The sequence below is a fragment of the Neisseria macacae ATCC 33926 genome, from assembly GCF_022749495.1.
Lineage (GTDB): Bacteria > Pseudomonadota > Gammaproteobacteria > Burkholderiales > Neisseriaceae > Neisseria > Neisseria macacae.
On the sequence record NZ_CP094241.1, the window covers coordinates 2405606 to 2431482 of the forward strand.

The window sequence follows — 25877 nt, forward strand, 5'->3', positions numbered from 1 at the left end:
ACAACGGTTCGGAAAGTTTTAATCCAAGCTTTCCGAACCATTTTCAATCGAAATCCATCATGCAGCCCATCCCCGACAACATCATCAAATTCCTACACGCCAACCATGTGATCAGCATTGCGGCAGCCGCAGACGGCGAAATTTGGAGCGCCTGCTGCTTTTATGTGCCCGATGAAGCGCAAGCAAGGCTGATTGTCCTGACTTCGGCACGTTCCAAACACGGCAGCCTGATGCTGAAAAATCCAAACATCGCCGGAACCATCGCAGGCCAGCCGGAAAATATCGCCAAAATCAACGGAATACAGCTGACGGCCAGCGCGCAACTGCTGACTGACGAAACAGAGAAAAAAGCAGCGCTCGCCCTCTATTACAAAGCCCATCCGCTTGCCCGCGCGATGAAAAGCGATGTTTGGTCGTTGCGTCTGGAAAACGTGAAATTTACGGACAACAAACTGGTTTTCGCCCAAAAAACCCTTTGGCAGCATGAAGCCCAAAACGCCTGAATCATTAAACCCTTGGCGATTGGTTTCAACGTTGATGGGTTAAACCCAATACCCAAAGACAAAGGTTTTCAGACGACCCCTGCATACAAGGTCGTCTGAAAAGCAGTACCCAAACAAAAATCCTGAAACCGGCAAACGGATTTCAGGATTTTTTGATATTCGGATCATCCGCACGCAAAAAAGCGGCAGCCATGCCCTACCGCCCTTTCCTATCCAAAATCTTAATATCTCGCCATCATCCCATCCACCTGCAAAGCCCAAGCATCAATCCCGCCTTGCAGGTTAAACAGATTTTCAAAACCCGCATCCGCCAGATACATCGCCGTATGCAGGCTGCGGATGCCGTGGTGGCAGTAAACGACAATCGGCAAATCGTCGTCGGGCAGCTCGTTTTGGCGCAGCGGAATCAGGTTCATCGGGATATGGATGGCGTCAGGCAGGGCGCAGACGGCTGTTTCCTCGTCGGTGCGCACGTCCAGCAGATGGAACGCGCGGCCTTCTTCCTGCCATTGTTGCAGTTGCAGCGGGGTGAGTTGCGGGATCGTCATGATGTTGTGTGTAAAATGATGGAAACGATGAAAGGTCGTCTGAAAACGTTTCGCCATGTCCGGCTGGTTTTCAGACGACCTTTGATTTCAAAAAAGTTTAAAAATCGAAATCGCCGAAAGGACGGTTTTCTTTGTCGTCCAAATGCGCGACCAGCGTGTCGAACAGGACTTTTTCTTCAAATTCGTCGCCCTTGCGCGTAATCAGCAGCGCGCGTTGTACCGGCTGACGGCCGACGATGACTGCCATGCGGCCGCCGTCTTTCAACTGTTCTTTCAATACTTCAGGCACGCTATCCACCGCGCCGCCGACGTAAACCGCATCAAACGGCGCGCCCGCGGAAGGCTCGGTCAGCCCGTTGTTTTGCACATAATCGATATTGTTCAAAGCCAAACCGTCCAACACTGCTTTGGCGCGGTTTTGCTGCTCGGCATCGAGGTCGTCTGAAACCACTTTACCCGCCAGTTTCGCCAAAAGCGCGGTCGCATAGCCCGAACCCGTGCCGATTTCCAAAACCGTATCGGTTTGGGTCAGCTTCAAGCCCTGCGCCAACCGCGCTACGATTTTCGGCTCGAGCATCTTATGTCCGTTGGCAAGCGGCAGCTCCATGTCGGCATACGCCAACCCCTGCAAAGACTCGTTCACGAAACGCTCGCGCGGAATCTCCTCCAAAGCGTCCAAAACGTCAAAATCCAATACATCCCACGGACGGATTTGCTGTTCGACCATATTGAACCGCGCTTTTTCAAAATCCATTTTGTGCTCCGTTAAATAATTGTTTTAGCAATGGCAGACATTATAAAACCACACTCCCGCCGCGCCAACTTCAGCGCGCGCCGCCCGCCTGTTTTTCAGTCTCAAGCCGCCTGACGTGAAGCCTTAAACCGCTTCGCCAAAATCTTCGCCAGTTCGCCCAAATACAAAGCATCCGTTTCATCAAACTGCGCCAAATGCTCGCTGTCCACGTCCAACACGCCGATACAGAGGTCGTCTGAAAACAGCGGAACCACAATTTCCGAACGCGACAAAGACGAGCAGGCAATATGGTCGGGATGCGCGTTCACATCCTCGACGACCATCGTCTCGCCCTTCGCCCAAGCCTGACCGCACACCCCGCGCCCGAACGGAATCCGCGTACACGCCAAAGGCCCCTGAAACGGCGCCAAAACCAATTCGTCCGTACGCGTATCGACCAAATAAAAGCCCACCCAAAACCAGCCGAACGCTTCCTTCAAAACCGCCGCCGTGTTCGCCAAATTCGCCACCCAATCCGTCTCGTCCGCCACCACAGACTCAATCTGCGGCAACACCTCCCGATAAAGCGCGGCCTTGTCCGAAGCCGAAAAATGAAGCGCGTGCATAGCCATGTCCTATATATGTGTATATCAAACAGTTATTATAAAACAGGTCGTCTGAAACAGCATTTCAGACGACCCCGGGCATCCCGTTTCAAGTTGCTAACCCGTCGCATATCCACTAAACTTCACGTTACATCGCGCTACACGCAGCGTACAGCCAAAGAAACACAACACGGAGCAAAAAAGATGTATCACCAAATCGGAATGTGGGATCAAAAATGGGTCATCGGCAACTGGAAAATGAACGGCCGACTCCAAAACAACAACGCACTCATGCACCGCTTCCGCATCATGCCCACCGCCGAACGCGTCCTCATCGGCCTCGCCGCACCGACCGTTTACCTGTTGCAACTGCACAACGCCATGCAGATTGTCCTCAACAACCGCATCCTCACCTGCGCCCAAGACGTCAGCCGCTTCCCCAACAACGGCGCCTACACAGGCGAAGTTTCCGCAGAAATGCTCGCCGACATCGGCACAGACATCGTCCTCATCGGACACTCCGAACGAAGCCTCTATTTCGGCGAGAAAAACGAAATCCAACGCCGCAAAATGGAAAACGTCCTCAACGTAGGCCTCATTCCCCTATTGTGCGTCGGCGAAAGCCTCGAAGAGCGCGAAGCCGGCAAAGAACACGAAGTCATCGCCCACCAACTCTCCGTATTGCATGGACTGAACACCAAAAACATCGCCGTCGCCTACGAGCCGGTATGGGCAATCGGCACCGGCAAAGTCGCTACCGTAGAACAAATTGCCGACATGCACGCATTCATCTACAAAGAAATCTTGTCTTTGTGCGGAAGCGATGTTAAAATCCGCGTTCTTTACGGCGGAAGTGTGAAAGCAGACAATGCAGCCGACATCTTCGCAGTACCTCATGTAGACGGCGCATTGGTTGGTGGCGCGTCATTATCATATGACTCATTTACCGCCATCATCAACGCAGCACAAGCCTCGTAGAAAACATATGGAAGCCTTTAAAACCCTTATCTGGATTATTAATATTATTTCCGCTTTGTCAGTGGTTGTGTTAGTATTGCTGCAACACGGCAAAGGCGCGGACGCAGGCGCGACCTTCGGGTCAGGCAGCGGCAGCGCACAGGGCGTATTCGGTTCCGCAGGCAACGCAAACTTCCTGAGCCGCGCAACCGCCATCGCAGCGACTTTCTTCTTCGCAACCTGCATGGCAATGGTTTATATCCATACCCATACAAACAAACACGGTTTGGACTTCAGCGATGTGAAACAAACCCAGCAGGCTCCGAAACCTGCCGCTCCCGCTGAAAACCAACCCGCACCTGCTGCACCCGCTCCTCAGCAGCAGAAATAAAAGTTTTCAAAATGCCGACATGGTGAAATTGGTAGACACGCTATCTTGAGGGGGTAGTGGCCGTAGGCTGTGCGAGTTCAAATCTCGCTGTCGGCACCAAAACAAGAAACCGCTTAGAATTAAAAATCTAAGCGGTTTCTCTTTTCTGTCCAACGCATCGGATAAAAAGAAAAACCACTTACTATAGTGAATTAAATTTAAATCAGGACAAGGCGACGAAGCCACAGACAGTACAGATAGTACGGAACCGATTCACTTGGTGCTTCAGCACCTTAGAGAATCGTTCTCTTTGAGCTAAGGCGAGGCAACGCCGTACTGGTTTAAAGTTAATCCACTATATTCCCCCTATCCGATATATCCCAAGTATTGCATCCAATGCATCTCCACAATAAAACCAAACTTAGTAAAGGCGAGGTTTTCAGACTATCGCTTGCTATCCCGAAATTTCCTTTTTAATCATAAAGTATCGCCTTATTGAATCTCGTTAAACCAATCCCTATCAGACAGGAAATTCAGGTGATTTATTGATATCTTTGAAGCAAAAAGAATTGGCTTTACACCAGCGTACAGCCTTATCCCATCCACTCAAATTTTAAAAGCACCATTTTCCAGAACACTGAAAACAAGGCGAGAATTTCTTTCACGCCAAACCCATTCATTTTCCCCTGCCCTTTTCACTGTCTTCGACTTTCATTGCCCTCCCCAGATTCAAAGTTCGTCCTCCATCATTTTCCTTACATCATTCCCTATCTTGCAGCACTAAACATTACTCTCCCGCCCTTCAAAATCGACATTTTGTTGATTCGTGATATATCTTTACTTAATTTCAATTAGCTTTGCGTAAATCAAATCCACTGTTTTCAAAAGAACAAATAGCACTTTATTGATAATGAGTATCGTGTTTTCATATATGGACGAGACAAGCCTTCTTTTCTCTGTTAAGGTAGGGCTTTCTGTCAGTTTATGCTGACCCCGATAGACTAAATCCGGAGTAACTTGATGAAATCCAATCTGAAATTAATCGTTCCCGCCGTCCTTATCGCTACCGCGCTGTCTGCATGCGGCAGCTCCGGCTCTAAATCTAAACCGGAAACTGCTCCGACTCCTACTGCGCAACAATCCGCTCCCGCGCCTGAAACGCCTAAAACCATGGAAGTCAATAATATTGAACGCACCAAGGAAGTGGCTTACAAATGCGGACCAAACGGTACTGATCCTTTGAATGTCATGTACGGCTTCCAAGGTGATGAGCCTGTGATTGCCCAAGTGAAATACCAAGGCCAGCTGACTCCGGGTCTTTCCCGCATCGTCGGCACCGGCAATGATGTCAATGGCTTCTGGGGTGAAGGCGTGGCATGGATTGCCAACCGCGCCAACTATGCCAACATCGACAAAGTGGACGGCAATATGCTGACTATCCGTCAACAAACTGTCGTCAACGGTCAAAACCAAGTCGTGGACAACATCATCACCAAGTCCTGCGTATTGGACCAAACCGCTACGGCCCAATTGAACAAAGCACCTGCCAAACCTGCTAAGGGCAAAGGCAAAGCGAAGAAATAAAGACGTTGTATAAAGCGAAAGGTCGTCTGAAAACTTGAAATCGGGTTTTCAGACGACCTTTTTGCATCGTCGGCTGTCTTTCTGCATGATTCGGTAACAGACACTGCAACAACACAAACAGCCCGCCTTATCACCGGCTCTCTAGATTGCCCCACTCTATCGGCTCAAGGCTGCACACATATCAATCCGTTTCTTACCACCAGTAATACGGCCGGTAAAACGGGAATCCCCACTCGTCGTAATAGCGGTAATAGCGTGCTTCGCGCAGCTGTTGTTGGGAAATATAATTTTGCCATGCCATCTTATAGCAGGCTTGGAACATCGGGTCAGACACTTTGTCGATGTATTTCAGGCGGAAGGCTTTTTGTTCTGCACTGGGCGTGCCGACTTGCTCCGCCTGCTCGAACTGTTTGCGCATCAGTTTGGCAGTCTCCGGATCGCATTCGGCAGCCAGACTGACTTGAAGATTTTGTTCATAACGTCTTTGCGCGCGTTCGCGGGCGGCTTTTTGTTCGGGCGTAGTGGCACAAGCGGCCAGGGTTGCCGCGATGCACAGCATCATAGAGGCTCGAATGAGAGACATGATTTTTCCTTTTTATATCAAGGGATAGGGGTAATGTACGCCTTTTGCGGCAAATTGTGAAGCCTGTCGTACCGTCCGTGTTCAGCCGACAAAACGGCAAAGCCCGGCTAAAACAAACCGTACCACCTGACAAGAGGTCGTCTGAAAAGTGAAGAGCCATTTTCAGACGACCTCGTATCTCGCCCTGATCTTTTTATAGTGGATTAACTTTAAACCGGTACGGCGCTGCCTTGCCGTACCGGTTTAAAGTTAATCCACTATAGTGATTTCGCCATATTCATTGAAGAAGCCCTTAGCGATACAATATCGCACCATATCCAATCGAATCGAGGTCGTCTGAAAAATTGAAAAGGGATTGATATGACGGCAAATCATCACGAAGAAACACCAAACGAGCCACAGCAGCCGACCAGCCGCCACAAGCGTCGGCACGAACGCCTGCACGCGCCGCCGTTTTGGCAGGCGGACAGGCCGTATCTGCACGAACACCATATTTCCGATGCGCGCTTCCGCAGGCTGGGCTATATCATGGCGATGTTGGCGGGCGCAATCAATGCGGGCGGTTTCTTTGCGTTTTCACGTTATACGTCGCACGTTACCGGCTCGATGTCGATGCTGGCGGACGCTGTTTATCTGCGCGAATGGTTAACGGCGGCGGTGGCTTTGATCAGCGTGTTGTGTTTCATTGTCGGCGCGGCGCATTCGGGCTGGGTGGTTTTGTGGACGCAGCAGAAGCGGTTTCGCGGCAGCTTCGGTTTTTCCATGTGGCTGGAAGCGGTTTATCTGCTGATATTCGGCTTGTTCGGTCTGACGACATCGAAGTGGAACATCGGGGACGGGAATTTGGTTTTCCCGTCGTTGGCTTTGTTTTTAATGTGTTTCATCATGGGAATGCACAATACGGTGATGACGCTTTTGTCCGGCGGCGCCATCCGTTCGACACACATGACCGGCACGGCGACCGACTTGGGCATCGAGCTTTCGCGTGCGCTGTATTATTCAAAAAAACATCATCCGCGCCTGCCTCATGTTCATGTCAACAAACCGAAAATGTGGCTGTTGAACGGCTTGATGTGGGCATTTCTATTGGGCGGCGTCGTGGGTGCTTGGGGCTACCACAAAATCGGACACCATTTCGCGCTGCCGGTATCCGCCGTCTTGTTCATCTTGGGCGCAGGGTCTGTGGGCTATGATGTGAAAGTGCGCTTGAAATTTGCGCTGGCGGGCTGGTATCGGCGGCATCGTGCGAAACAGCGTTAAAAAGCGCTATTGCGGCAAATCCGCATACCACCATGCCAATTATCGGCGCTCAGTGAACCAAATCGCTTTTCTTTTGCCCAATCAAATAGATACTCCTGCTTGATGACAATCCCTCCAAATCTTCTAATCGTTTGTTTTGAATGAAAAACACCTTAATCAAGGCTGCCGCATCGCGTTATCCCTGAAACGCGCGGGCAATGAGCGGACAGCGATTGGATTAATGGCAATATGAGTCATGGCGGGAACCATCCCTTCTTCCAACTGATTTTCAGACGACCCCTGCGTCGTTGTCGAAAGGACATCTTAATGAAACTCTTGAAATCCCTAACCGTTGCCGCATTGGCAATCCCTTTGGCACTGACCGGCTGCGTAACCGACCCTGTAAGCGGACAACGCAACACCAGCAAAACCGCCATGTACGGCTTGGGCGGCGCGGCAGTGTGCGGCATCGTCGGCGCACTGACCCATGGCGGCAAAGGCGCGCGCAATTCCGCGTTGGCGTGTGGCGCGATTGGCGCGGGCGTAGGCGGCTACATGGACTATCAAGAGAAAAAACTGCGCGAAAACCTGAAAAACACCAACATCGAAGTGGAACGCCAAGGCAACCAAATCAAGTTGGTGATGCCTGAAAACGTCACCTTCGCCACAGGCAGCGCGGCATTGAGCGATCAGGCGCGAAACGCTTTGGCGACCGCCTCCGAAACGCTGGTGCAATACCCCGACACGACCTTGACGATTAACGGTCATACCGACAACACCGGCAATGATGCCATCAACGAACCGCTGTCCCGAAATCGCGCGCTTGCCGTTGCCGACTACCTGCAATCGCGCGGCGTGAACGGCTCGCGCCTGACCACCGCCGGCTACGGCTCGCGCCACCCGATCGCGTCTAACGCCACAGTCGAAGGTCGCGCCCAAAACCGCCGCGTCGAGATTTTGATCAATCCCGACCAAAACGCCATCAACGCGGCGAAACAGCAAATGTAAGCTATCCGTCTGAAGATACAGCTTAAAGGTCGTCTGAAATCCGATTTTGGGTTTCAGACGACCTTTTTTCATTGCGCCATCGGTTCGCCGGTTTTGCCACCTATTCATCAGGTTTTCGGTTGAATGCCTCATCACTAAGGCCAAAAGCAAAACAAGCCTTTGATTTTTCAGACGACCTTAAACCATTCCACCAATATAGTGGATTAACTTTAAATCAGGACAAGGCGACGAAGCCGCAGACAGTACAGATAGTACGGAACCGATTCACTTGGTGCTTCAGCACCTTAGAGAATCGTTCTCTTTGAGCTAAGGCGAGGCAACGCCGTACCGGTTTAAATTTAATCCACTATATTTATTCACCTGCCGACACTGTTTATGTTCCGTTTTCCCGCTCTATCATCCTTGACACTGCCTGATGACAGTGATTTAATTTCCTAATATGATTAATAATCATTTTTAATCAAATATGGAAAAGCAGATCGTTTGGACACCGCGCCAATCCGCGCCTAAAGCCTTTCCCGAACGGCAGGCGTTGATGCCGATATGGGGCGGCATACCGATTCCCCGTCCGCAATGGCAAAATATTTGGCGGCAGAAGCTCCCCCATGCCGCCGACTCCGACGCGCTTGCCTATCTGCACATCCCTTTCTGCGCCAACCACTGCGTGTTCTGCGGCTTCTACCGCAACGCGTGGAAAGAGAGTTACAGCAGCGTTTACACCGACAAAATTATCGAAGAAATGGCGGCGGAAGCCGAAATCCGTCAGGGCAACGGCAAAATCCGCGCCGTCTATTTCGGTGGCGGCACGCCCACCGCGCTGCAAACCCCAGACCTCGCCAGGCTCATCCGCGCCTGTTACCAATACCTGCCGATTGCCGACGACTGCGAGTTCACCATCGAAGGCCGCATGAGCCATTTCGACATAGAAAAAGCCCAAGCCTGCATCGAAGCGGGTGCCAACCGCATTTCCATCGGCGTGCAAACTTTCGACACCGCCATCCGCCGCCGCCTCGGCCGCAAACACGGCGGCGACGAAGCCTTTGCCTATCTGGAAAAACTGTGTGAAATCAATGCCGTCATCGTTGTCGATTTGATGTTCGGCCTGCCCAACCAAACCGACGCCGTTTGGCAAAACGATCTCGAACGCGCCACCGCCCTGCCTTTGTCCGGACTCGACACCTACGCCTTCAACCTCTATCCCATGCTGCCCATCAACCGTATGGTGGAGAAAGGCGCATTTCCCGCCCCGCCGGGTTTCGACGTTCAGGCCGACCAATACGCCTACGCCGTCGAAACGCTGGCGCAAAAAGGCTGGAACCAAGTCAGCAACAGCCATTTCGCCTATCCAGGCCGCGGCGAACGCAACCGCTACAATACCTTGGTCAAATCCAACATCCCCTGCTGGGCGTTCGGCTCCGGCGCAGGCGGCAATTTCGGCGGCTTCAGTTATCAGGTGCAGGGCGATTTGGACAGCTATCTCGCCACCCCGAAAGGCGAAAAAAACATCGCCTTCATGAGCGGCCACAGCCCGAACAAAACCCTGCTCGGACAAGTGCAGCACGATATGGAAACAGGTCGTCTGAATCCCTCGCTGTTTGACGGCAACGCCGCCGCGCAGAAACTGATTGCCCAATGGCAGGCAATGCAGCTCTTTGAAGAACAAGGTTCGGACGGCCTCATCCGCCTGAACACCAGCGGCCGCTACTGGTCGCCCACCCTCATCCGCAAACTCATGCTCACCCTCCCGACCCAAGAAAAGGATCAAACCATGCAAAAACTTTCATCCGAACAACAAATCATGTTGCGCCAATCATTGGAAAAAAATCCCGGCCAAGTGCTCGAAATGCTCGCCGCGCAAAACCAATGCAGCTTTGAAGACGTCATCCGCTGCCTGCCCGAAAACTGCATCCGCCAAACCGAAGGCAGCCGCATCGTCGAAATCCTCCAAGCCGTCGCCGCTTGGGACGAAGTCGTCACCTTCATCGCCCACACCCCCGACGCCATCGTCGAAGTTACCGGCAAACTGCCCGGCGGCAAAGTCGGCCGCGGCTTCTACAATTTCGACCATCCCGAAACCGACGGCGGCGTACACGGTCATATCTATTATGAAAACTGCGCCGCCATCTACCTTTTAGAACGCCCGTTTATGGGCAAAGATACCTGCTCACTCAACTTCATCAACCGCAACGGCGGCGCCATGTTCAAAATCTTCGTCGGCCGCGACGAAGCAGGCGAACTCAAACGACACCAAATCGAAGCCATGAGAAAACTGTTCGAGGCGGCTTAAACAGTTTTCAGCCGACCTTTGCCTGAAGCTGATAGAAATTGCCGCATTCCTGCCCAAACGAAATCTTTCGGCATCGTAAATAGCCGATGAAATTCGACAGGCTGCCTGCAAGATTGGCGTTTGCCACAAAGTAAGCTTGCGCTTACCGCCCTCTCCCTAACCCTCTCCCACGGGGAGAGGGAATTGAGGATGCTGAGATTCAACCATTTTTGGATTCTCTGTCGCCTAGAATTTCTCTACCCATACATCCCCTCTCCCCGTGGGAGAGGGTTAGGGAGAGGGCAAAGCGCGAAACGGTAAGTCAATTCCTCAGACAAACCCGCGCTACGGCAGTTTTTATAAAACCCGCTTTGCCCGTTTTCAGATGACCTCACCCGCCACAAAAGAGAACCGAAAAGAAGTAGCGTGGGCTTTGCCCACGACCACGCAGCATCAAACACAACAAGGTCGTCTGAAAATCAACCAGCCTACCCCAACCACTCAACCAAGTAAGCAGATTATTGAACCCCTAACCACCCGACACACAAAGGAGACCCCATGCAACTCATCTTCGGTGCCAACGGCCCATCCGGCCGCGCATTCATCCGCACGCTCACCAACCCCACCGATACCGTCGCCGTCTTAAGAAGGCCGTCTGAAGACTCGTTCTTCAGCGATCATCACATTCAGACGACCGTAGCCGATGCACTCGATGCCGACGCGCTCGACAAAGTATTCGCACAATACCGCCCCGACAGCGTCATCAGTTTCGTCGGCGGCAAAAACGAACAAGGCATACGCAGCGACGCACTGGGCAACATCAACATCATCGCCGCCGCCCAGTCCGCCAATCCGCAAGCCCGTTTCATCCTGATTACCAGCATGGGCTGCGGCGAACAATGGGACATGATGAGCGAACCCTTCAAACAAGCCCTTGGCGAAGCCGTCCGCGCCAAAACCGAAGCCGAAATCTACCTCAAACAAAGCAGCCTGAACTGGACCATCCTCCGCCCCTGCGGTTTGGACAACAGCGAAGACAACCGCCACATCCTGACCGACCGCCCCGACGGCATCCCTAAAAACTACATGAGCCGAAACGGACTCGCCACCGCCGTCGCCGCCGTCCTGCAAGACCCCAGCAGCATCGGTAAGGTTTACACCGTCGGCGCAGGCAGTTAACACCGCGCCCATTGCCAAACAGGTCGTCTGAAACCGTTTCAGACGACCTGCTTCCTATTACCGACAATCAGCGCGGCATCCATTCATCCGCTTAAAAAACCATTCCCAAACCCCGCTTTCAGACGACCTCCTGCCTTGTGTTATGATAATGGCTCTTCACACAAAGGTATTTTATGGACAAACCCGTCTATCTCTACACCGACGGCGCATGCAAAGGCAATCCCGGCGCCGGCGGCTGGGGCGTGTTCATGCGTTACGGCGCACATGAAAAAGAACTGTTCGGCGGCGAAGCGGAAACCACCAACAACCGCATGGAGCTGACCGCCGTCATCGAAGGCCTGAAATCCCTAAAACGCCGCTGCCAAGTCATCATCTACACCGACTCGCAATACGTCAAAAACGGCATGGAAAGCTGGATACACGGCTGGAAAAAAAACGGCTGGAAAACCGCCGCCAAAAAACCGGTTAAAAACGATGATTTATGGAAAGAACTCGACAGCTTGGTTCAACAGCACGATGTCCGTTGGACTTGGGTAAAAGGCCATGCCGGACACCCTGAAAACGAAAAAGCCGACGAGCTCGCCAACCGAGGCGCGGCAAAATTTTTATAACACTTCATCCATGACTGCACTCAAACATCTCAAACCATTCTTTTGGATTGCCATCATTGCATTGATTTGTGTGACGCCCATAGCATTTATGTTCGCCTATTCGCCCTTTCATGATGTCGATGATTTTTTTCGCTTTGGCTTGTGCGATCACATTGAGAGTGCCGAAGAATGTGACGACTTAATCACGCCCGCCTATTTATTTTGGTGGTTTATACCTAAACCGTGGCTTTTCGCATTCATACTACTGACTGCCATTTACCTCGTTCTAAAAATCCTGATTGAAATCATCCGATTCCTATTCAGACTCAGAAAGAAAAACCCATGACCTGCCCCATCTGCACCGCAGACAACGAAGACATTTTGCTGCAAACGCCAAACCTGCGCGTCATCGCCATCCACAACGAAGCCGCAGCCCCGGCATTCTGCCGCGTCATCTGGAACGACCACATCGCCGAGATGACCGACCTTTCAGCCGCCGAACGTGCCGAAATCATGGAAATGGTGTATAAAGTCGAAGCCGCCATGCGCCAAGTGTTCCATCCCGCCAAAATCAACCTTGCCAGCCTGGGCAACGTCGTTCCCCATCTGCATTGGCACGTCATCGCCCGCTTTGAAAACGATGCCAACTTTCCCGCCCCGATTTGGGCAGCCCCCGTCCGCGAACACGGCATGACCCTTCCGGACAACTGGACGGAACAAGTCAAAGCCCTGCTGGCGTAACGTTCAGACGACCTCAATAGGCGTATCGGATACCGCATATCAACCGATTTTCAGACGACCCCTGCCGAAAAGGTCGTCTGAAACCCAAGCAAAGGAAACCATATGACCTGGCAAACCTCCCGCCGCCATTTCCTCCGCGCCTGCTCCGCCGCAGCCGGAGCCGGACTGCTGCAAGCCTGCGGCACCGGCACTACCGTCACCCCATCCACTCAAACCGGCAACACAGCGAAAGCCCAACCCGTGCAGCCCAAAACCAGCCATCCCCCACGCTCCGGCGACAACCTCCTCCGCGTCGTCGCCCCTTCCGGCTTTGCCGAAGACCCCAACCGCGTCAACGCAGGCTTGACCCGCCTCTATAACGCAGGTTTTACCGTGACCAACCAACAAGCAGGCAGCCGACGCTATCAACGCTTCGCCGGCTCCGACGCCCAACGTGCCGCCGACTTCCAAGAGGTCGCCACCGGCCGCGTTGAAACCCCCAAAGTCCTCATGGGTTTGCGTGGCGGCTACGGCGCGGCACGCATCCTGCCGCAAATCGACTTCGCCTCACTCGGCGCCAGAATGCGCGAACGCGGCACCTTGTTCTTCGGCTTCAGCGATGTTTGCGCCGTCCAACTCGCCCTACTCGCCAAAGGCAATATGGCAAGTTTCGCCGGCCCTATGGTTTACAGCGAATTCGGCAAACCCGAACCCAGTGTCTTCACCATGGATTCGTTCATCCGCGGCACCACCAACAACGTCAACATCATCGACGTTCCCGCCATCCAACGTGCCAACGTCAACGTCGAAGGTACCTTATGGGGCGGCAACCTCAGCGTCCTAGCCTCCCTCGCAGGCTCGCCCTATATGCCCGACATCCAAGGCGGCATCCTGTTCGTCGAAGACGTCAGCGAGCAACCCTACCGCATCGAACGCATGTTGAACACGCTTTATCTTGCAGGCATCCTGCAAAAACAACGCGCCATCATCTTCGGCGACTTCCGCATGGGCACCATCCGCGACGTGTACGACTCAAGCTACGACTTCTCCGCCGTCGTCAACCACGTCTCACGCACCGCCAAAGTCCCCGTCCTGACAGGTTTCCCCTTCGGACACATTACCAATAAAAGCACCTTCCCCTTAGGTGCACATGCCAAAATCCACAGCACTGCCAACGGCGGCTACACCGTAACCTTCAGCGGCTACCCTACCCTGAACCCCGCCGCCCTGACCCTCAACAACCTGCTGCCCCCGCCCGTGCCGACGTTCAACGGCTCTACCTACCGCAGCACGACAACCGAAGAAGTCATCGAATAAACAAGCTTTCGATTCAAACAAAGGTCGTCTGAAAATCCGAATCCGGTTTTTCAGACGACCTTTTTCTATCCAATAAACTTCACATAATGAGGGAATGAGCGGTACTATAGTAGATTAAATTTAAATCAGGACAAAGCGACGAAGCCGCAGACAGTACAGATAGTACGGAACCGATTCACTTGGTGCTTCAGCACCTTAGAGAATCGTTCTCTTTGAGCTAAGGCGAGGCAACGCTGTACCGGTTTAAAGTTAATCCACTATACAATCCACGGCAATCTTCCATCGTTATACTGTCTATGCAAGCCATAGCGGGGTAAATTCAAATCAGGACAAGGCTGCGAAGCCACAGACCGTACAGATAATACGAAACCGATACACATCCAACCCAACACACATCATTCAAAAAACAAAAGAGCCTGCATAAAGCAGGCTCTTTATTTAAACTAATCGTACTAGATTAGAATTTGTGACGCAGACCAACCAGACCGGCGGTAGATTGAGTTTTGTCGCCACCTTTGCCTTCTTTCAACCAGCCGGCAGAAACCAAAGCAGAAGTACGTTTAGAGAAGTCGTAATCAGCACCAACAATCACTTGGTTGTATTGGCTGTTACCTTGTTTCACGCCGTTTTCTTTAGCTTTGAAGCCGTGAGCGTAAGACAGACGAGGCATTACGTTACCCATACGGTAGCCGCCAGTTACAGCAACTTCAGTACGTTCGTTTTTCTTAGCGTTAGCTACGTCAGCTTTAAAGCCTTCGTATTGACCGGCAACAGAAACCAGTACGTTGTTAGCATCGTAACCACCTACCAGACGGTGTACTTGGTAGTCTTTGTAAACGCCAGAACCCAAAGTGGTGTTGCTGTTGAACAGTTCCAGATGTTCTGTATCCAAAGATTTACGTTTTGCGAAAGTACCAGCGTAGCGACCGAAGAAACCAGAATTTTCATAGTTCAGACCCAAGTCGAAAGAGTGACGGGTTTTCTCGTTATGAACATGTTTGTCCTCAGGGTTAGCATTGTCGCGTGGTTGGTATTGAGCGCTTGCGCTGAAACCAGCAAATACTGGAGAGTCGTAACGTACAGATACTTTACGCTCGTCAACACGTTTCAGTTTACCGAATTGCAAAACTGATGCATTCGCGTCGCTAGATTCCCAAGGATCTACGCTGTCGCTGTTGTCTTTCAGAGCAGTGTTCAATTTACCTGCGCGAACTTTACCGAAGCCGCCTTCCAAACCGATGAAGGATTCACGAGTACCCCAACCTTTGTCAGTACCGGCAACAGAAGTATTTTGCTCTACTTGCCAGATAGCATTCAGGTTGTTGCTCAGGTGTTCGTGACCTTTGAAACCGATACGGGAACCAAAGTCAGCAATTTCAGTTGCAGTTTTGTTTTTGGTGCTTACGTGATTAACAGTTTCTTTAGTACGAGAAACTTCAACACCGGCTTTAACTTGACCGTACAGAGTCACGTCAGCCATAGCTGCAACAGGCAAAGCTGCCAAAGTCAGAGCAATCAGAGATTTTTTCATTGCTGTATTCCTTTTCTATCGTGAAGAAATAACTTAAGCAGACCCGGATAGAATCCGCTTAGGCTTTACATTATCGCTGGAATCAGCGATTCCATGACTCTCACTATAATTGTTCCTCTCTAAAAAAACAAACTTTATTCACTACCCCTACTGACCGCCTGACCTCACAGCACCCGCATCACAACAAGGCATTCGCAATATTTTCCTTATAAATCATGATGTAATATTGAATTGCCCGCTGTTTGCATTTTTACAACACACTTTTCCTAAACGGTCGTTTTTGGAGATTGGCTGTTGTTTTTTGGCTAACTCGGGTAAACGAGTAAATTAAGAGAGAATCAGTATGTACTCTCTTAAAGCGTGCAATTTATAGGCTTAGCCAGTCATGCACATTGGAAATACCCACTCTTTTAAGATGGAAGTATGCATTTTCCTCTTTTGATTTACGATTTCACTGACGTAGCATCAGCATTACCTATGCTGCTCCTCCAAAGAAAAGGTCGTCTGAAATCTGTGTAGCGTTTTCAGACGACCTTTTACAATTTGCACATACAAAGCTAGGAAACCAAATTTTCCAAAGGACTGGTCAGAATATCTATGTTGTATCGGATTGCTATACCTTACTCATGTAGTGTGTGCTTTATCCACAAACGGGACATTACTAAAAAAGATTCCCTATAAGCGGACACTTTGTTTTCAGACGACCTCACAGCCATGCCGGCATTTCAGGACGAATGATACCGAACTCTGGCGGATAATCCACTCCGGTCAGGTACAGCCCATCAGGCATAAAAGTCGGCGGGGCTTTTAATCGGCTGCGCTCTTCGATTAAGTCCTGAAATCCGGAAACGCTAAGCCTGCCGCTACCAACATAAACCAATGCCCCCATGATATTACGCACCATATGATGCAAAAAGGCATTGCCGTGTAAGTCTAGTTTTAAGAATTGCGGCGTACCGCTGATTTTTGCACTATACAGGGTCTTAACGGGTGATTTTGCTTGGCATTCGGCAGCACGAAAGCTGGAGAAATCATGTTCGCCTTCTAATAATAATGCCGCCTGCTGCATTTTTTCAGGATCGAGTTTGAGGTGCGTCCACCCTACTCTACCTTGCAATATCGGGGAGCGGACGGGAGATGATTCCAAAAGGTAACGATACCTTCTACCGTATGCGTCAAAGCGGGCGTGAAAATTTGGGGCAACCTGCTGCGCGAACAATACAGCCACACCTTCAGGAAGATAAGCATTGACGCCCCGCACCCAAGCCTGCTCGGGACGAATTACTGAGGTATCGAAATGGACGACTTGCGCAGTCGCGTGTACGCCCGTGTCGGTTCGTCCGGCAACAATGGTTCGGATGGTCTCGCCTGCAATTTGACTGAGTGCGCTTTCCAATACCGTCTGGACAGTGGGCAAACCGTCAGCTTGTTTTTGCCAACCGTAAAATCGACTGCCGTCATAAGACAGGGTTAATGCCCATCTTTGTATGGTTTTTGTGGATAATGATTCGGTGTATGCAGTCATATGTCGTCTGAAAATAATAAAAGATGCCGTTTTCACAGCATCTTTTATTTTAGCATTGTTTAATTTCGATTTACTTGCTGATATTAGGCATTCAATTCGTTCATCAATGCTTGGGCTTTATTACGGATCTCACCGCTTGCGTCTTCCAGCAATTCAGTCAACGTCTCGCGGGCAGCATCGGGATCGCCGATTTCGACATACATTTTAGCCAGGTCATATTTAGCTTCCAGTGGAGCCGTCATACCGACGGACTCGGAGATGAAGCCTGATTCAAAACCGGAATGTTCATTACTGCTGTCAGCAGTATCTTCCACACCCAGATTTTCCCATTCGATGGTTTCGTCAGCGCTGGCTTCTTGAGTATTTTCAATACTGAAATCTTCGCCATCTTGGAATGCTAAAGGTTCGTCTTGCTTAATCTCAAACGGTTGAGTATCGGCTTCAGGCTGTGGCTGTTCTGTTTCTTCAACAACGAAATCCAGTGCTTCTTCTGAGCTATCTGCCTGTTTGTCTGCTGCTTCAACTTCAGACAAAGCTTCTTCTTGTATATCAGCAACTTCAGACGACGTTTCTTCTTGCGCACCTAATTCAGGGAAAGGCTCGATGGCTTTAACTGTTTTCGGCTCTTCCGCAAAGAAATCCCAACCCTCTTCCGATTCTTCGGATTTGGTTTCGGCTTCTTCTGTTTCTACTACGTCAATTGTTTCCGACTTAGGCTCTTCAATCTCCACTTCGAATGGGATAGGCTCTTCTTCCGGTGCTTCCGGTTGAGCTTCCGGCAGGTCGTCTGAAACAGATGAAACAGGCGTTGCTGCAAAAGAGGAAACCGATGGAGCCTCTTCCTCATGCTGAGGCTCTGTTTCTACTTCAGCATTTCTATCTTCCATTACAACAGCAACGTGTTGATATGGATTTTCCGGTTCCGGCTCATATACGCTTTCGGTAGATTCGACAGTATCCCAATCGATATCACGGCGTTTTTCGGTTTCTTCGTCGATGGTAACGGCGCCGGACACGATACTGGCTTGAGTATTATCCAGTTCGTTCAAATCCAGATCGACGTTTTCTTGAGCAGGTTCAGCAACAGGAGCCGGCTCATTGAAGAATACTTCATCATCGAAATCATCTTCAATTTCCAAACCGTCTTCTTCAGATTTGGAAGTTTCTGCTACAACTTGTGGTTGCGGTTGCGGCGCAGTGGCAGCAGGGAATACATGATCTTCGATACTGATATCGAGATCGTCCTCATCCTGATCGTCCTGATCTATCGCACCAGCCACAGGCGCAACAGCTGAATTCTTCCGTTTACCCAACAAGAACAGCAACAGCAACAAACCTGCCGATGCCGCACCGCCAATCAACAGCCAGCGCCATAATCCGCCGTCTTCCGATGATGCTTCTTCTTGTTGTTTTTCTGTGGCAACTGCCGAGGCAATGCGCGCTTCGACATCAGCTTGTGCCTGAGAAATTTCTTGTGGTTCTGTGTTTGCTGTTGCAGACGACGCATTTGGCTCAGGCAGGACATTTACTTGCTCGGCAGATGCCGCAACTGTTTCAGCTTTATTTTGTTCCGAAGTACCTGCCGTCGTTATAGCCGGTTTGGTTTCAGGCTTGGCTTCTTGTACCGGCTCAGCTTTTTTATCTTCTTTTTTATTTTCTACTTTGGTGTTTTCTACCGGAGTCTCTTTAGGAGGCGTTGCGGTACCGGCTTTTTCAGACGACCCTTGGGCTTGAGGCTTATTGCCTTCCTGAACCGGAGGTTTGACTTGTGCAGGTTTGGATGCCGTCGATTTCATATCGCCGTGCATCGGAATGTACAACACCTTGCCCGCAAGCATACGGTCGGCATCTTTACCGATGAACACGCCGGGGTTAGCATTGACCAATGCCTGTATCGTTTGTTCGACGGTCATGCCTTGCGGACGGATTTTGGTGGCAATTTCGGTCAGAGTTTCACCCTGACGAACCAGATGCTGCTTGCCATAACGAATCTCGGTTCCATTGGCGCCTACAGAAGATTGTTGCTGTTGTTTTGACGGCTGTGCCTGTGTCTGTACCGGTTTATTTGTGTTGTTTTTATCTTTTCGTACAGCTTCCTTGCGAACGGTTTCATTTTGATTTCCGTTTTGTATCGCGCGGTTGATGCGGTCACGCGCCGCCTGACGGTCAAATTGAGAATGGTATGAATTGTTGTCAGCAGAAGAATTGGATGAAGATTCGCCACCGCTGCGCGCACGGCTTGAACCATCCGTTTTACCGGAATAGCCTGCGGGATCAATGATGGCTGTGTATTCGCGTGATTGTGAACCTGCGCCGACTTGGAAAATCAACACAGGGTCTTTAATCGCTTTGCTTGAGTGGATAGTGACGACTGCCTTGTCGCCCGACTTACGGACACTGGTACGCAAATTGCTATTGGAAACAGTCGCTTTTCCGCCTTTCAACAGCGCCTGAGCCTCGTCACCGGTTACGGTAATACTGCCTGAAAACGGCTCGCCCAGATGGGATTGGACATTCAGCCCGCCAAGCCCTGCGCTCGCACCAAACGACACTGCCAAGGCCACAGATGCCGCGATTAATTTGATTTTATGATGGTTTTTCAAAACTTGTCCCCTGTGTAAAATGACAACCCTGCTAGAACTGCTACATACTTAACCGTATATTACGATATATTACGTTATGATATCTTCTAAAGTCGCAGTCTGCCAAGTAATCCGATGAATTAAGTGATGAAACGAACGAGAAATTAACAGGTTTGTAATTTCTGTGTTTCTTTTTTACAAATCCTACTGATAACATAGTTTATCATCCCGACGGCATTTTTTAAACCCTTTTTTAGATTATTGCCCGCCTGCATCGGCAATTTCGTTTCTAGGGTGGTGCAAAAAGGTGAGGCTGCCTGTATGATTAGCGTTTAGCCGATTGGTTTCATCTTTTTTGTTTGTTTGATTATGAAAGTTTTAAGCGATTTATTGGCAGTCATCTTGTTTTTCCTGACTTACACAATCACGAAAAACATGATTACTGCGACTGCGGTTGCCGTTGTATTCGGCATTTTGCAGGCAGGTTTTACTTACTGGAAATACAAAAAACTCGATACGATGCAGTGGGTCGGCCTGATCCTGATCGTCGTATTCGGCGGCGCGACCATTCTACTTCATGATGACCGTTTTATCATGTGGAAACCGACCGTTTTGTTCTGGATTGGCGCATTGGTTTTGCTGATCAGCCATCTAAGCGGAAAAAACGGATTAAAAGCGACTATGGGCAAAGAGTTGGAACTGCCTGAACATGTTTGGAGCAAACTGACTTATGCCTGGGTCGCATTCATGATTTTCTTAGGTATTGCCAACTGGTTTGTGTTTACCCACTTCAAAGAACAATGGGTAAATTACAAAATGTTCGGTTCTACCGGTTTTTTGTTTGTTTTCTTTATCGCTCAATTTTCCTATTTGAGCCGATATTTACCCAAAAAGGATAGTTGATGGAATATTACATGCTCCTGGCCACCGATGCCGATAATGTACACGAAGCCCGTATGGCGGCACGCCCTGCCCATCTGCAACGCTTGGAAGCTTTGAAGGCTGAAGGACGTCTTCTGACTGCCGGCCCAAACCCTCTTCCCGACAATCCGGAGCGCGTGTCCGGCAGTCTGATTGTGGCTCAATTTGAATCTTTGGATGCCGCTCAAGAATGGGCGGAAAAAGACCCTTACGTCGATGCGGGCGTCTATGAAGAGGTATTGATCAAACCGTTCAAAGCCGTATTCAAATAATGGATATGCGTGAAGCTATTGAAGGTCGTCTGAAAACGCTGAATCCTGTTTTTTTTGACTTTCAGGATGACAGCCATCTGCATGCGGGCCACTCGGGAAACAAAGGAGGCGGGCATTATACGGTCGTAGTCGTCAGCGAAGCTTTCGGCGGCGTCAGCCGTCTTAACCGCCAACGCACCATTAAAACCTTACTGCACGATCTGTTTTCCGAAGGGCTGATTCACGCATTGAGCATCAAAGCGGCCACTCCGGACGAATACTTCCACTAATTACAGACATACTGGACATAACAAGAGAAAATCATGAAGAAAAAATATCTCATCTCTATGCTGATGACTGCTCTGGTTTCCGGCAGCCTTTCTGCCCAAACCTTAGTTACAGTTAATGGACAAACCATCGACAGCAGCGTTATTGATGCCCAAGTTGCCGCGCTGCGTGCAGCAAACAACAAAATTCCCGATTCTCCCGAGCTACGCAGAGAACTGACTGAGCGCCAAGTCATCAATACCGTCGTATCACAAGAAGCCAAACGCCTGAAACTCGACCAAAGCGCCGAATTCAAACAAGCTTTGGAACATGCCCGTACGGATGCAAAAAAACAAGGTGCCGATAAAAAAGCACATTTCAAAACCGAATGGGCGGCATTTGAAAGCGATTTACTTGGACAAGCTTATGCGATTCACGTCCTCCGTCAAAATCCTGTTCAAGAAAAAGACGTCAAAACCGCTTACGATAATTTCAGCAACTTCTACAAAGGCACTCAAGAAGTACAACTTGGCGAAATTATTACCCGCACTCAAGCGGATGCCCAAAAAGCCATTTCTGATTTAAATGCCAAGAAAAGCTTTGCCTCCGTCCTGAAGCAATATTCAATAGATGAACGCGCCAAACAAGCGGGCGGCATCCAGCAAGGTTATGTTCCCTTAAAAGATTTGCAGGAGGCTGTTCCCCCGCTCTATGCCGCAGTTAAAGATTTGAAAAAAGGCGCGCACACTACAACGCCTCTGCAAGACAGCGACGTATATGCCGTCTTCTATGTCAACGACCGTCGGGATGTAAAGCTTCCGTCTTATGACGAATCCAAAAGCAGTATAGCCCAAGACCTGCAAGCCTCCCGCGTCGATGAAGCGCTCCAATCTCTGTTGCAAAAAGCCACAATTAAATAACTGTTCACGGAGTTTTTATAATGAAATACCAAACTGCCGCCGCAGTCATCATGGCGACGGCTGTTGCCGGATTCGCTGTTGCCAAAGCGCCTGATATTGATCCGGCACGCATAGACAGCGAAGTCGCCCGCATTCTCAAGCAAGCCGAACAGCGTCCTGAATCCAAGCAGCAGCCTGACGGCAAAGCAATCCGCCAAGAAGTCGTCAAACACTTGCAAAGCATTGAAATTCTCAAAAATGCCGCACTCAAAGCCGGATTAGATAAAGATCCCGAGGTCCGCAACCAATTCCTCACTATGGAAGCGGAATTTTACGCGGCGCAATATGCCGACTATCTGAAGCGCACTGCCGAAATCAGCAATGCTGAATTATTGAAGTTTTACGATCAGCAAACCCGCATGATCAAGATTCAGCAGGTTAGCTTCGATACGCCCGAAGAAGCACGAGCAGCACAAGAATTGCTCTTGAAAGGCTTGTCATTTGAAGAATTGACGAAACGATATCCGAATCAGCAACCCGCATTTGAAGATTTCGTCATGGCAAGACAGCTGCGCCAACCGCTTGCAGGCATCTTGGGCCCAATGAATCGGGGAGAGGTAACTCACAATCCTGTTGAAATTGAAAACAAGTTCTTCCTGTTTAAAATCAGCGAAGTACAAAAAGACCCTCAAGCACCGCCGTTTGATCTGATTCGCGATCAACTCACCCAGCTGTTGAAAGAAGATAAAGCCCAACAGCAAATTCACCAGCTATTGCGTGAAAACGGTATCGAGCAATAACACGCACTGAAACGATACGGACTTCGGTAAAACCACGCCGTACCGGTTTAAAGCGGATTCCCATATAAAAAGGTCGTCTGAAACCTGTTTTAAGGTTTCAGACGACCTTTCGTTTGATATGCTTGGTTTAATTAACCCGGTTTGCCGTCCAAACGCGGGCGGATGAGCCAAGGGATGTATTTCCATGCGTAAAGCAGCAAGGACAGGGCAAACAAGACTGCGGAAGTGCGGATGCTGTGGGTGTAACCGGTGCCGCTGACGAAGGTTGCAATGATGCGGATGACAGTGGCGGCTATCATCAGCCAAAAGGCGACGGGTACGGATTTGGGCGGCGGATAGATGGAGTTGCCGGTATGTCCGAGCGCGGTGCGCGCCATCATGCCCAATGTCAGGACGCCGATACCGCCGACGCCGATGAGATGTACGCCAAGATTAAGGAAAGAGCCGTGAAAGTAGGAAGCACCGATGGCAATCAATCCCAATCCTGTGAACAAATAGCCTGCGAACAAAATCCACAGCATCGGTTCTTTCAGAACGGCTTTATACCACCAGCGGTAAACCTGTACGGTAAAAATTACGCCCGCTGCAAAGGCAAAAGCAGATGAAAGCCAAGGCAGGGCATGGTGCGCCATCAGCATGGCAGTCAGCATGGGCAGCCAGAGGGACGCGTGCGCGACCCACATCGGACTGGGGATTTGCGGAACATTCAGGCGTTTGGAGGTAAAGAAGGAAATAATCCGCATGCCGATAAGGCCGATAAAGCCTGAGACCATAATCAGACCGGACTGCAGCCCGCTGAGCAGTGCAGATGCGTTTCCGGCATGCAGTTGGAAGTGGAATGCGGCGTGTGTACAGCCTAGGACGATGATAGCGAATACAGCGACGTAGTTGCGTTTGTTTTTGGAACGGATGACGGGCAATGCCATGCAAACTGCGCCGTACCAAAAAAACAGCGTGCCGAGTATGCCGCTGGCGGTTGCACCCCAGCCCGGAATGAAAACGGCAATCCTTGCTGCCAACCAAAAAGCGGTTAATCCAGCCAAAACGCCGCCGCGCGTGGGCGGCTGCCCCGTCCAAGTGGCAACGGCGGTCAATAGGAAGGCAATGACGACGAGTCCGGCATAGCCCCAGATCATCTCATGGGCGTGCCAATAAAAATTGGACAACTCGGGCGTACCCGTATAGCCGAAGCCCCAAAGCAGGATGGAGAGTGCGCCGTATAGTGCCGCCAGTGAGTAAAACGGGCGGAATGCCATTGCCCAAACAGGGTGTTTGAAAAAGGCGGTCATGGTAGTTCCTTGGTTTGCTTTTTGAATGGTTTGTTTTAGGTTTGAATGGACAGGAGGGTCGTCTGAAAACGCTAAAATCGTGCTTTTGGACTTTTCAGACGACCTTTTTCAGATTCCTTCGGATTCCGGCAAAAACGGCTCGACTGCGGGAAACAGTTCGCGTTCTTCAAAACGGGCATGGTCGCGCAGAGTAACGGCAAAGTCTTTGTTCCATGCTTCGTTAAGATATTCAGGATTTGCCATCATGCTGCGCAGTTTGGCGTGTTCGGCTTCGAAACGTTCGCGCATCGCAACGGGAATATTCTGCCAATGCGGGGCGAACATGGTTTCTTCTTCGACAAAATGCGGTTCCAATTCAAGGAAATGGGCTTCAAGCTCTGTTTGATGGCTTTCAGCGGGCGCGCGCAGGAGGCGGACGCAGAGTGAAAGGGCGTGATGGTGTTCGCGGGAAAGTTCGATAAGTGCTGGGTGGCGTTTTAACGGCTTCATAATATTTGATTATAATGATAATAAATTATCAAACTACACTGGATTAATTTAAATGTTTCAGATATTATGAAACTTAATCATATATAAAGTCAAACACATAACGGCGACAATTCTCCACTGGAAACACTGCCGCCGTCCTAAAAAAATAATATATTCTGAACAGAGAAAACCATGTATCTGACGCAACATACGGATTATGGTCTGCGGGTATTGATTTATGCGGCCATAAACGACGATTCGTTAGTCAATATCGGAACCATTGCCGAAGCCTATAACATTTCAAAAAGTCATTTGATGAAAGTCGTTACCGCGCTTGTCAAAGGCGGATTCCTGACCAGCATAAGAGGGAAAGGAGGCGGACTGCGTCTTGCCGACACACCCGATAAAATCAATGTCGGCGCGGTCGTTCGCCATCTTGAACCCATGCAGGTTGTCGAATGCATGGGGGAAAACAACGAATGCCTGATTACACCGTCTTGCCGTCTTACCGGCATTTTGGGCGGAGCGATTAAGGCTTTCTTTGCGCATTTGGACGGGTTTACTTTGCAGGATCTGCTCAATAAACCAACCTACGATTTGCTATACGAACCCAAAATCGAAATCGTTGTCGAAAAAACAGACGATAAATCGGCATAAGCTACCTACTCTGCCGATATGTTTTAAGAGACTTAACTGAAAACCCGCACAATCCCAAAATTAGGAAACATCTGATCATTCTTGTAACCACAACATTTCACAAGCATCAAATTTTCTATTTTCAGACGACCTTTTTGGGAAAGTGTACGGGTCTATCCCGCTATTCAAGCCACACCAACTACCGACCTGCAATAGCGGGAATCAATCTAAGAACACAAGCCAATCAATAAAATAATATTTTTGCAGCTTTTTCTCCTCTAAGGCACGCCATCGCCATCGTTTTATCCAAACCACTTTTATTGTAAATTTGTGAACTTTTCCGGATGAACAACTTCTAATGCAGTTGACTGAGGCGTCGCTTCCTCTTTTTCTTTTGTTTTATTGTGATAATGAATAGCAATATCAAAATGTTGCATTGTACATATTAATATTTTAGATTATTCCAGAATAAATATTAACTCAAAAAACAGATGTAAAAACAGGTT

General features: G+C 50.0%; 27 protein-coding genes and 1 tRNA gene. 19 read left to right on the forward strand and 9 right to left on the reverse strand.

All coding sequences use genetic code 11. The annotated features are described in order from the left end of the window. The first annotated feature begins 59 nt into the window (after positions 1-59). Complete coding sequence (locus tag MON40_RS11485) at positions 60-503, forward strand: PNPOx family protein (protein WP_003776309.1); 444 nt, start codon at positions 60-62, stop codon at positions 501-503. 221 nt (positions 504-724) lie between these two features. Here the strand turns inward: MON40_RS11485 and MON40_RS11490 are convergent, their stop codons facing one another. The 3 genes from MON40_RS11490 to MON40_RS11500 form a co-directional block, all read right to left on the reverse strand. After that, positions 725-1051, reverse strand: coding sequence for a rhodanese-like domain-containing protein (locus MON40_RS11490; RefSeq protein ID WP_039862834.1), 327 nt, complete (start codon positions 1049-1051; stop codon positions 725-727). 97 nt (positions 1052-1148) lie between these two features. After that, positions 1149-1805 (reverse strand): protein-L-isoaspartate O-methyltransferase family protein, encoded by a 657-nt coding sequence (locus tag MON40_RS11495; RefSeq protein WP_003776305.1) that lies wholly within the window; start codon positions 1803-1805, stop codon positions 1149-1151. 101 nt (positions 1806-1906) lie between these two features. Continuing rightward, entirely contained in the window at positions 1907-2410 is a 504-nt protein-coding gene (locus MON40_RS11500) for a GAF domain-containing protein (protein WP_147611943.1), read from the reverse strand. A 183-nt stretch (positions 2411-2593) separates the two neighbouring features. On the opposite strand from MON40_RS11500, the gene tpiA reads away from it, so the two are divergent. The 4 genes from tpiA (at position 2594) to MON40_RS11520 (ending at position 5300) form a co-directional block, all read left to right on the forward strand. After that, complete coding sequence (gene tpiA / locus MON40_RS11505; RefSeq protein WP_003759302.1) at positions 2594-3367, forward strand: triose-phosphate isomerase; 774 nt, start codon at positions 2594-2596, stop codon at positions 3365-3367. 7 nt (positions 3368-3374) lie between these two features. After that, positions 3375-3737 (forward strand): preprotein translocase subunit SecG, encoded by a 363-nt coding sequence (gene secG / locus MON40_RS11510; RefSeq protein WP_003776299.1) that lies wholly within the window; start codon positions 3375-3377, stop codon positions 3735-3737. Positions 3738-3750: 13 nt separating this feature from the next. Then, positions 3751-3836 (forward strand) — tRNA-Leu (locus MON40_RS11515). A 900-nt stretch (positions 3837-4736) separates the two neighbouring features. Further along, the gene (locus MON40_RS11520; RefSeq protein WP_003759309.1) at positions 4737-5300 is read left to right on the forward strand and encodes a hypothetical protein; all 564 of its coding nucleotides are present in this window, start codon (positions 4737-4739) and stop codon (positions 5298-5300) included. Positions 5301-5493: 193 nt separating this feature from the next. Here MON40_RS11520 and MON40_RS11525 read toward each other — a convergent pair whose 3' ends face one another. After that, positions 5494-5883, reverse strand: a complete 390-nt coding sequence (locus tag MON40_RS11525; protein WP_039862719.1) for a hypothetical protein — start codon at positions 5881-5883, stop codon at positions 5494-5496. Positions 5884-6243: 360 nt separating this feature from the next. Here MON40_RS11525 and MON40_RS11530 point away from each other — a divergent pair, with 360 nt between their 5' ends. The 8 genes from MON40_RS11530 (at position 6244) to MON40_RS11565 (ending at position 14202) form a co-directional block, all read left to right on the forward strand. Beyond that, positions 6244-7143, forward strand: a complete 900-nt coding sequence (locus MON40_RS11530) for a YoaK family protein (protein WP_003776296.1) — start codon at positions 6244-6246, stop codon at positions 7141-7143. A 306-nt stretch (positions 7144-7449) separates the two neighbouring features. Continuing rightward, entirely contained in the window at positions 7450-8130 is a 681-nt protein-coding gene (locus MON40_RS11535; RefSeq protein ID WP_003776294.1) for a YiaD family glycine zipper/OmpA-like lipoprotein, read from the forward strand. Positions 8131-8596: 466 nt separating this feature from the next. Beyond that, entirely contained in the window at positions 8597-10417 is a 1821-nt protein-coding gene (gene hutW / locus MON40_RS11540; RefSeq protein WP_003776293.1) for a heme anaerobic degradation radical SAM methyltransferase ChuW/HutW, read from the forward strand. A 537-nt stretch (positions 10418-10954) separates the two neighbouring features. Further along, complete coding sequence (locus MON40_RS11545) at positions 10955-11575, forward strand: NAD(P)H-binding protein (RefSeq protein ID WP_003776288.1); 621 nt, start codon at positions 10955-10957, stop codon at positions 11573-11575. A 173-nt stretch (positions 11576-11748) separates the two neighbouring features. Next, positions 11749-12186, forward strand: a complete 438-nt coding sequence (gene rnhA, locus MON40_RS11550) for a ribonuclease HI (protein ID WP_003776286.1) — start codon at positions 11749-11751, stop codon at positions 12184-12186. Between the two features lie 10 nt (positions 12187-12196). Then, positions 12197-12511 carry a hypothetical protein gene (locus MON40_RS11555; RefSeq protein ID WP_003776285.1) on the forward strand — a complete coding sequence of 105 codons (315 nt, stop codon included), beginning with the start codon at positions 12197-12199 and terminating at the stop codon, positions 12509-12511. Then, complete coding sequence (locus MON40_RS11560; RefSeq protein ID WP_003776281.1) at positions 12508-12906, forward strand: HIT family protein; 399 nt, start codon at positions 12508-12510, stop codon at positions 12904-12906. The genes MON40_RS11555 and MON40_RS11560 overlap by 4 nt, the downstream gene beginning before the upstream one ends. A gap of 102 nt (positions 12907-13008) precedes the next feature. Further along, a complete protein-coding gene (locus MON40_RS11565) occupies positions 13009-14202 on the forward strand; it encodes an LD-carboxypeptidase (RefSeq protein WP_003776278.1) in 1194 nt (397 codons plus the stop codon). 457 nt (positions 14203-14659) lie between these two features. Here MON40_RS11565 and porB read toward each other — a convergent pair whose 3' ends face one another. The 3 genes from porB to MON40_RS11580 all read right to left on the reverse strand — a co-directional run bounded on the left by porB (position 14660) and on the right by MON40_RS11580 (position 19861). Continuing rightward, the gene (porB, locus tag MON40_RS11570; protein ID WP_003776276.1) at positions 14660-15733 is read right to left on the reverse strand and encodes a trimeric porin PorB; all 1074 of its coding nucleotides are present in this window, start codon (positions 15731-15733) and stop codon (positions 14660-14662) included. 706 nt (positions 15734-16439) lie between these two features. Next, positions 16440-17258 (reverse strand): tRNA pseudouridine(38-40) synthase TruA, encoded by an 819-nt coding sequence (gene truA / locus MON40_RS11575; protein WP_039862715.1) that lies wholly within the window; start codon positions 17256-17258, stop codon positions 16440-16442. Between the two features lie 83 nt (positions 17259-17341). Further along, positions 17342-19861 (reverse strand): motility hub landmark protein FimV, encoded by a 2520-nt coding sequence (locus MON40_RS11580; protein WP_003776271.1) that lies wholly within the window; start codon positions 19859-19861, stop codon positions 17342-17344. Positions 19862-20209: 348 nt separating this feature from the next. On the opposite strand from MON40_RS11580, the gene MON40_RS11585 reads away from it, so the two are divergent. From MON40_RS11585 to MON40_RS11605, 5 genes are read left to right on the forward strand one after another with little or no spacing between them, the layout of a single operon-like run. After that, positions 20210-20743 (forward strand): septation protein A, encoded by a 534-nt coding sequence (locus MON40_RS11585; RefSeq protein ID WP_003776270.1) that lies wholly within the window; start codon positions 20210-20212, stop codon positions 20741-20743. After that, positions 20743-21033 (forward strand): YciI family protein, encoded by a 291-nt coding sequence (locus MON40_RS11590; RefSeq protein ID WP_003759356.1) that lies wholly within the window; start codon positions 20743-20745, stop codon positions 21031-21033. Before MON40_RS11585 ends, MON40_RS11590 begins: the two co-directional genes overlap by 1 nt. Next, positions 21033-21302: a BolA family protein gene (locus tag MON40_RS11595; protein WP_003759357.1), complete on the forward strand. Its 270-nt coding sequence runs from the start codon at positions 21033-21035 to the stop codon at positions 21300-21302. The genes MON40_RS11590 and MON40_RS11595 overlap by 1 nt, the downstream gene beginning before the upstream one ends. Before the next feature lie 33 nt (positions 21303-21335). Next, positions 21336-22199 (forward strand): peptidylprolyl isomerase, encoded by an 864-nt coding sequence (locus MON40_RS11600; protein ID WP_003759359.1) that lies wholly within the window; start codon positions 21336-21338, stop codon positions 22197-22199. Between the two features lie 20 nt (positions 22200-22219). After that, positions 22220-22978, forward strand: coding sequence for a peptidyl-prolyl cis-trans isomerase (locus MON40_RS11605; RefSeq protein WP_003764894.1), 759 nt, complete (start codon positions 22220-22222; stop codon positions 22976-22978). Between the two features lie 131 nt (positions 22979-23109). Here MON40_RS11605 and MON40_RS11610 read toward each other — a convergent pair whose 3' ends face one another. Continuing rightward, positions 23110-24267, reverse strand: a complete 1158-nt coding sequence (locus MON40_RS11610; protein WP_003759363.1) for an NnrS family protein — start codon at positions 24265-24267, stop codon at positions 23110-23112. Positions 24268-24375: 108 nt separating this feature from the next. After that, positions 24376-24756, reverse strand: coding sequence for a hemerythrin domain-containing protein (locus MON40_RS11615; RefSeq protein ID WP_003776267.1), 381 nt, complete (start codon positions 24754-24756; stop codon positions 24376-24378). A 171-nt stretch (positions 24757-24927) separates the two neighbouring features. Between MON40_RS11615 and MON40_RS11620 the strand changes: the two genes are divergently transcribed. Beyond that, on the forward strand, positions 24928-25392 hold the full coding sequence (locus tag MON40_RS11620; protein WP_003759367.1) for an Rrf2 family transcriptional regulator: 465 nt from the start codon (positions 24928-24930) through the stop codon (positions 25390-25392). The last annotated feature ends 485 nt before the right edge of the window (positions 25393-25877 follow it).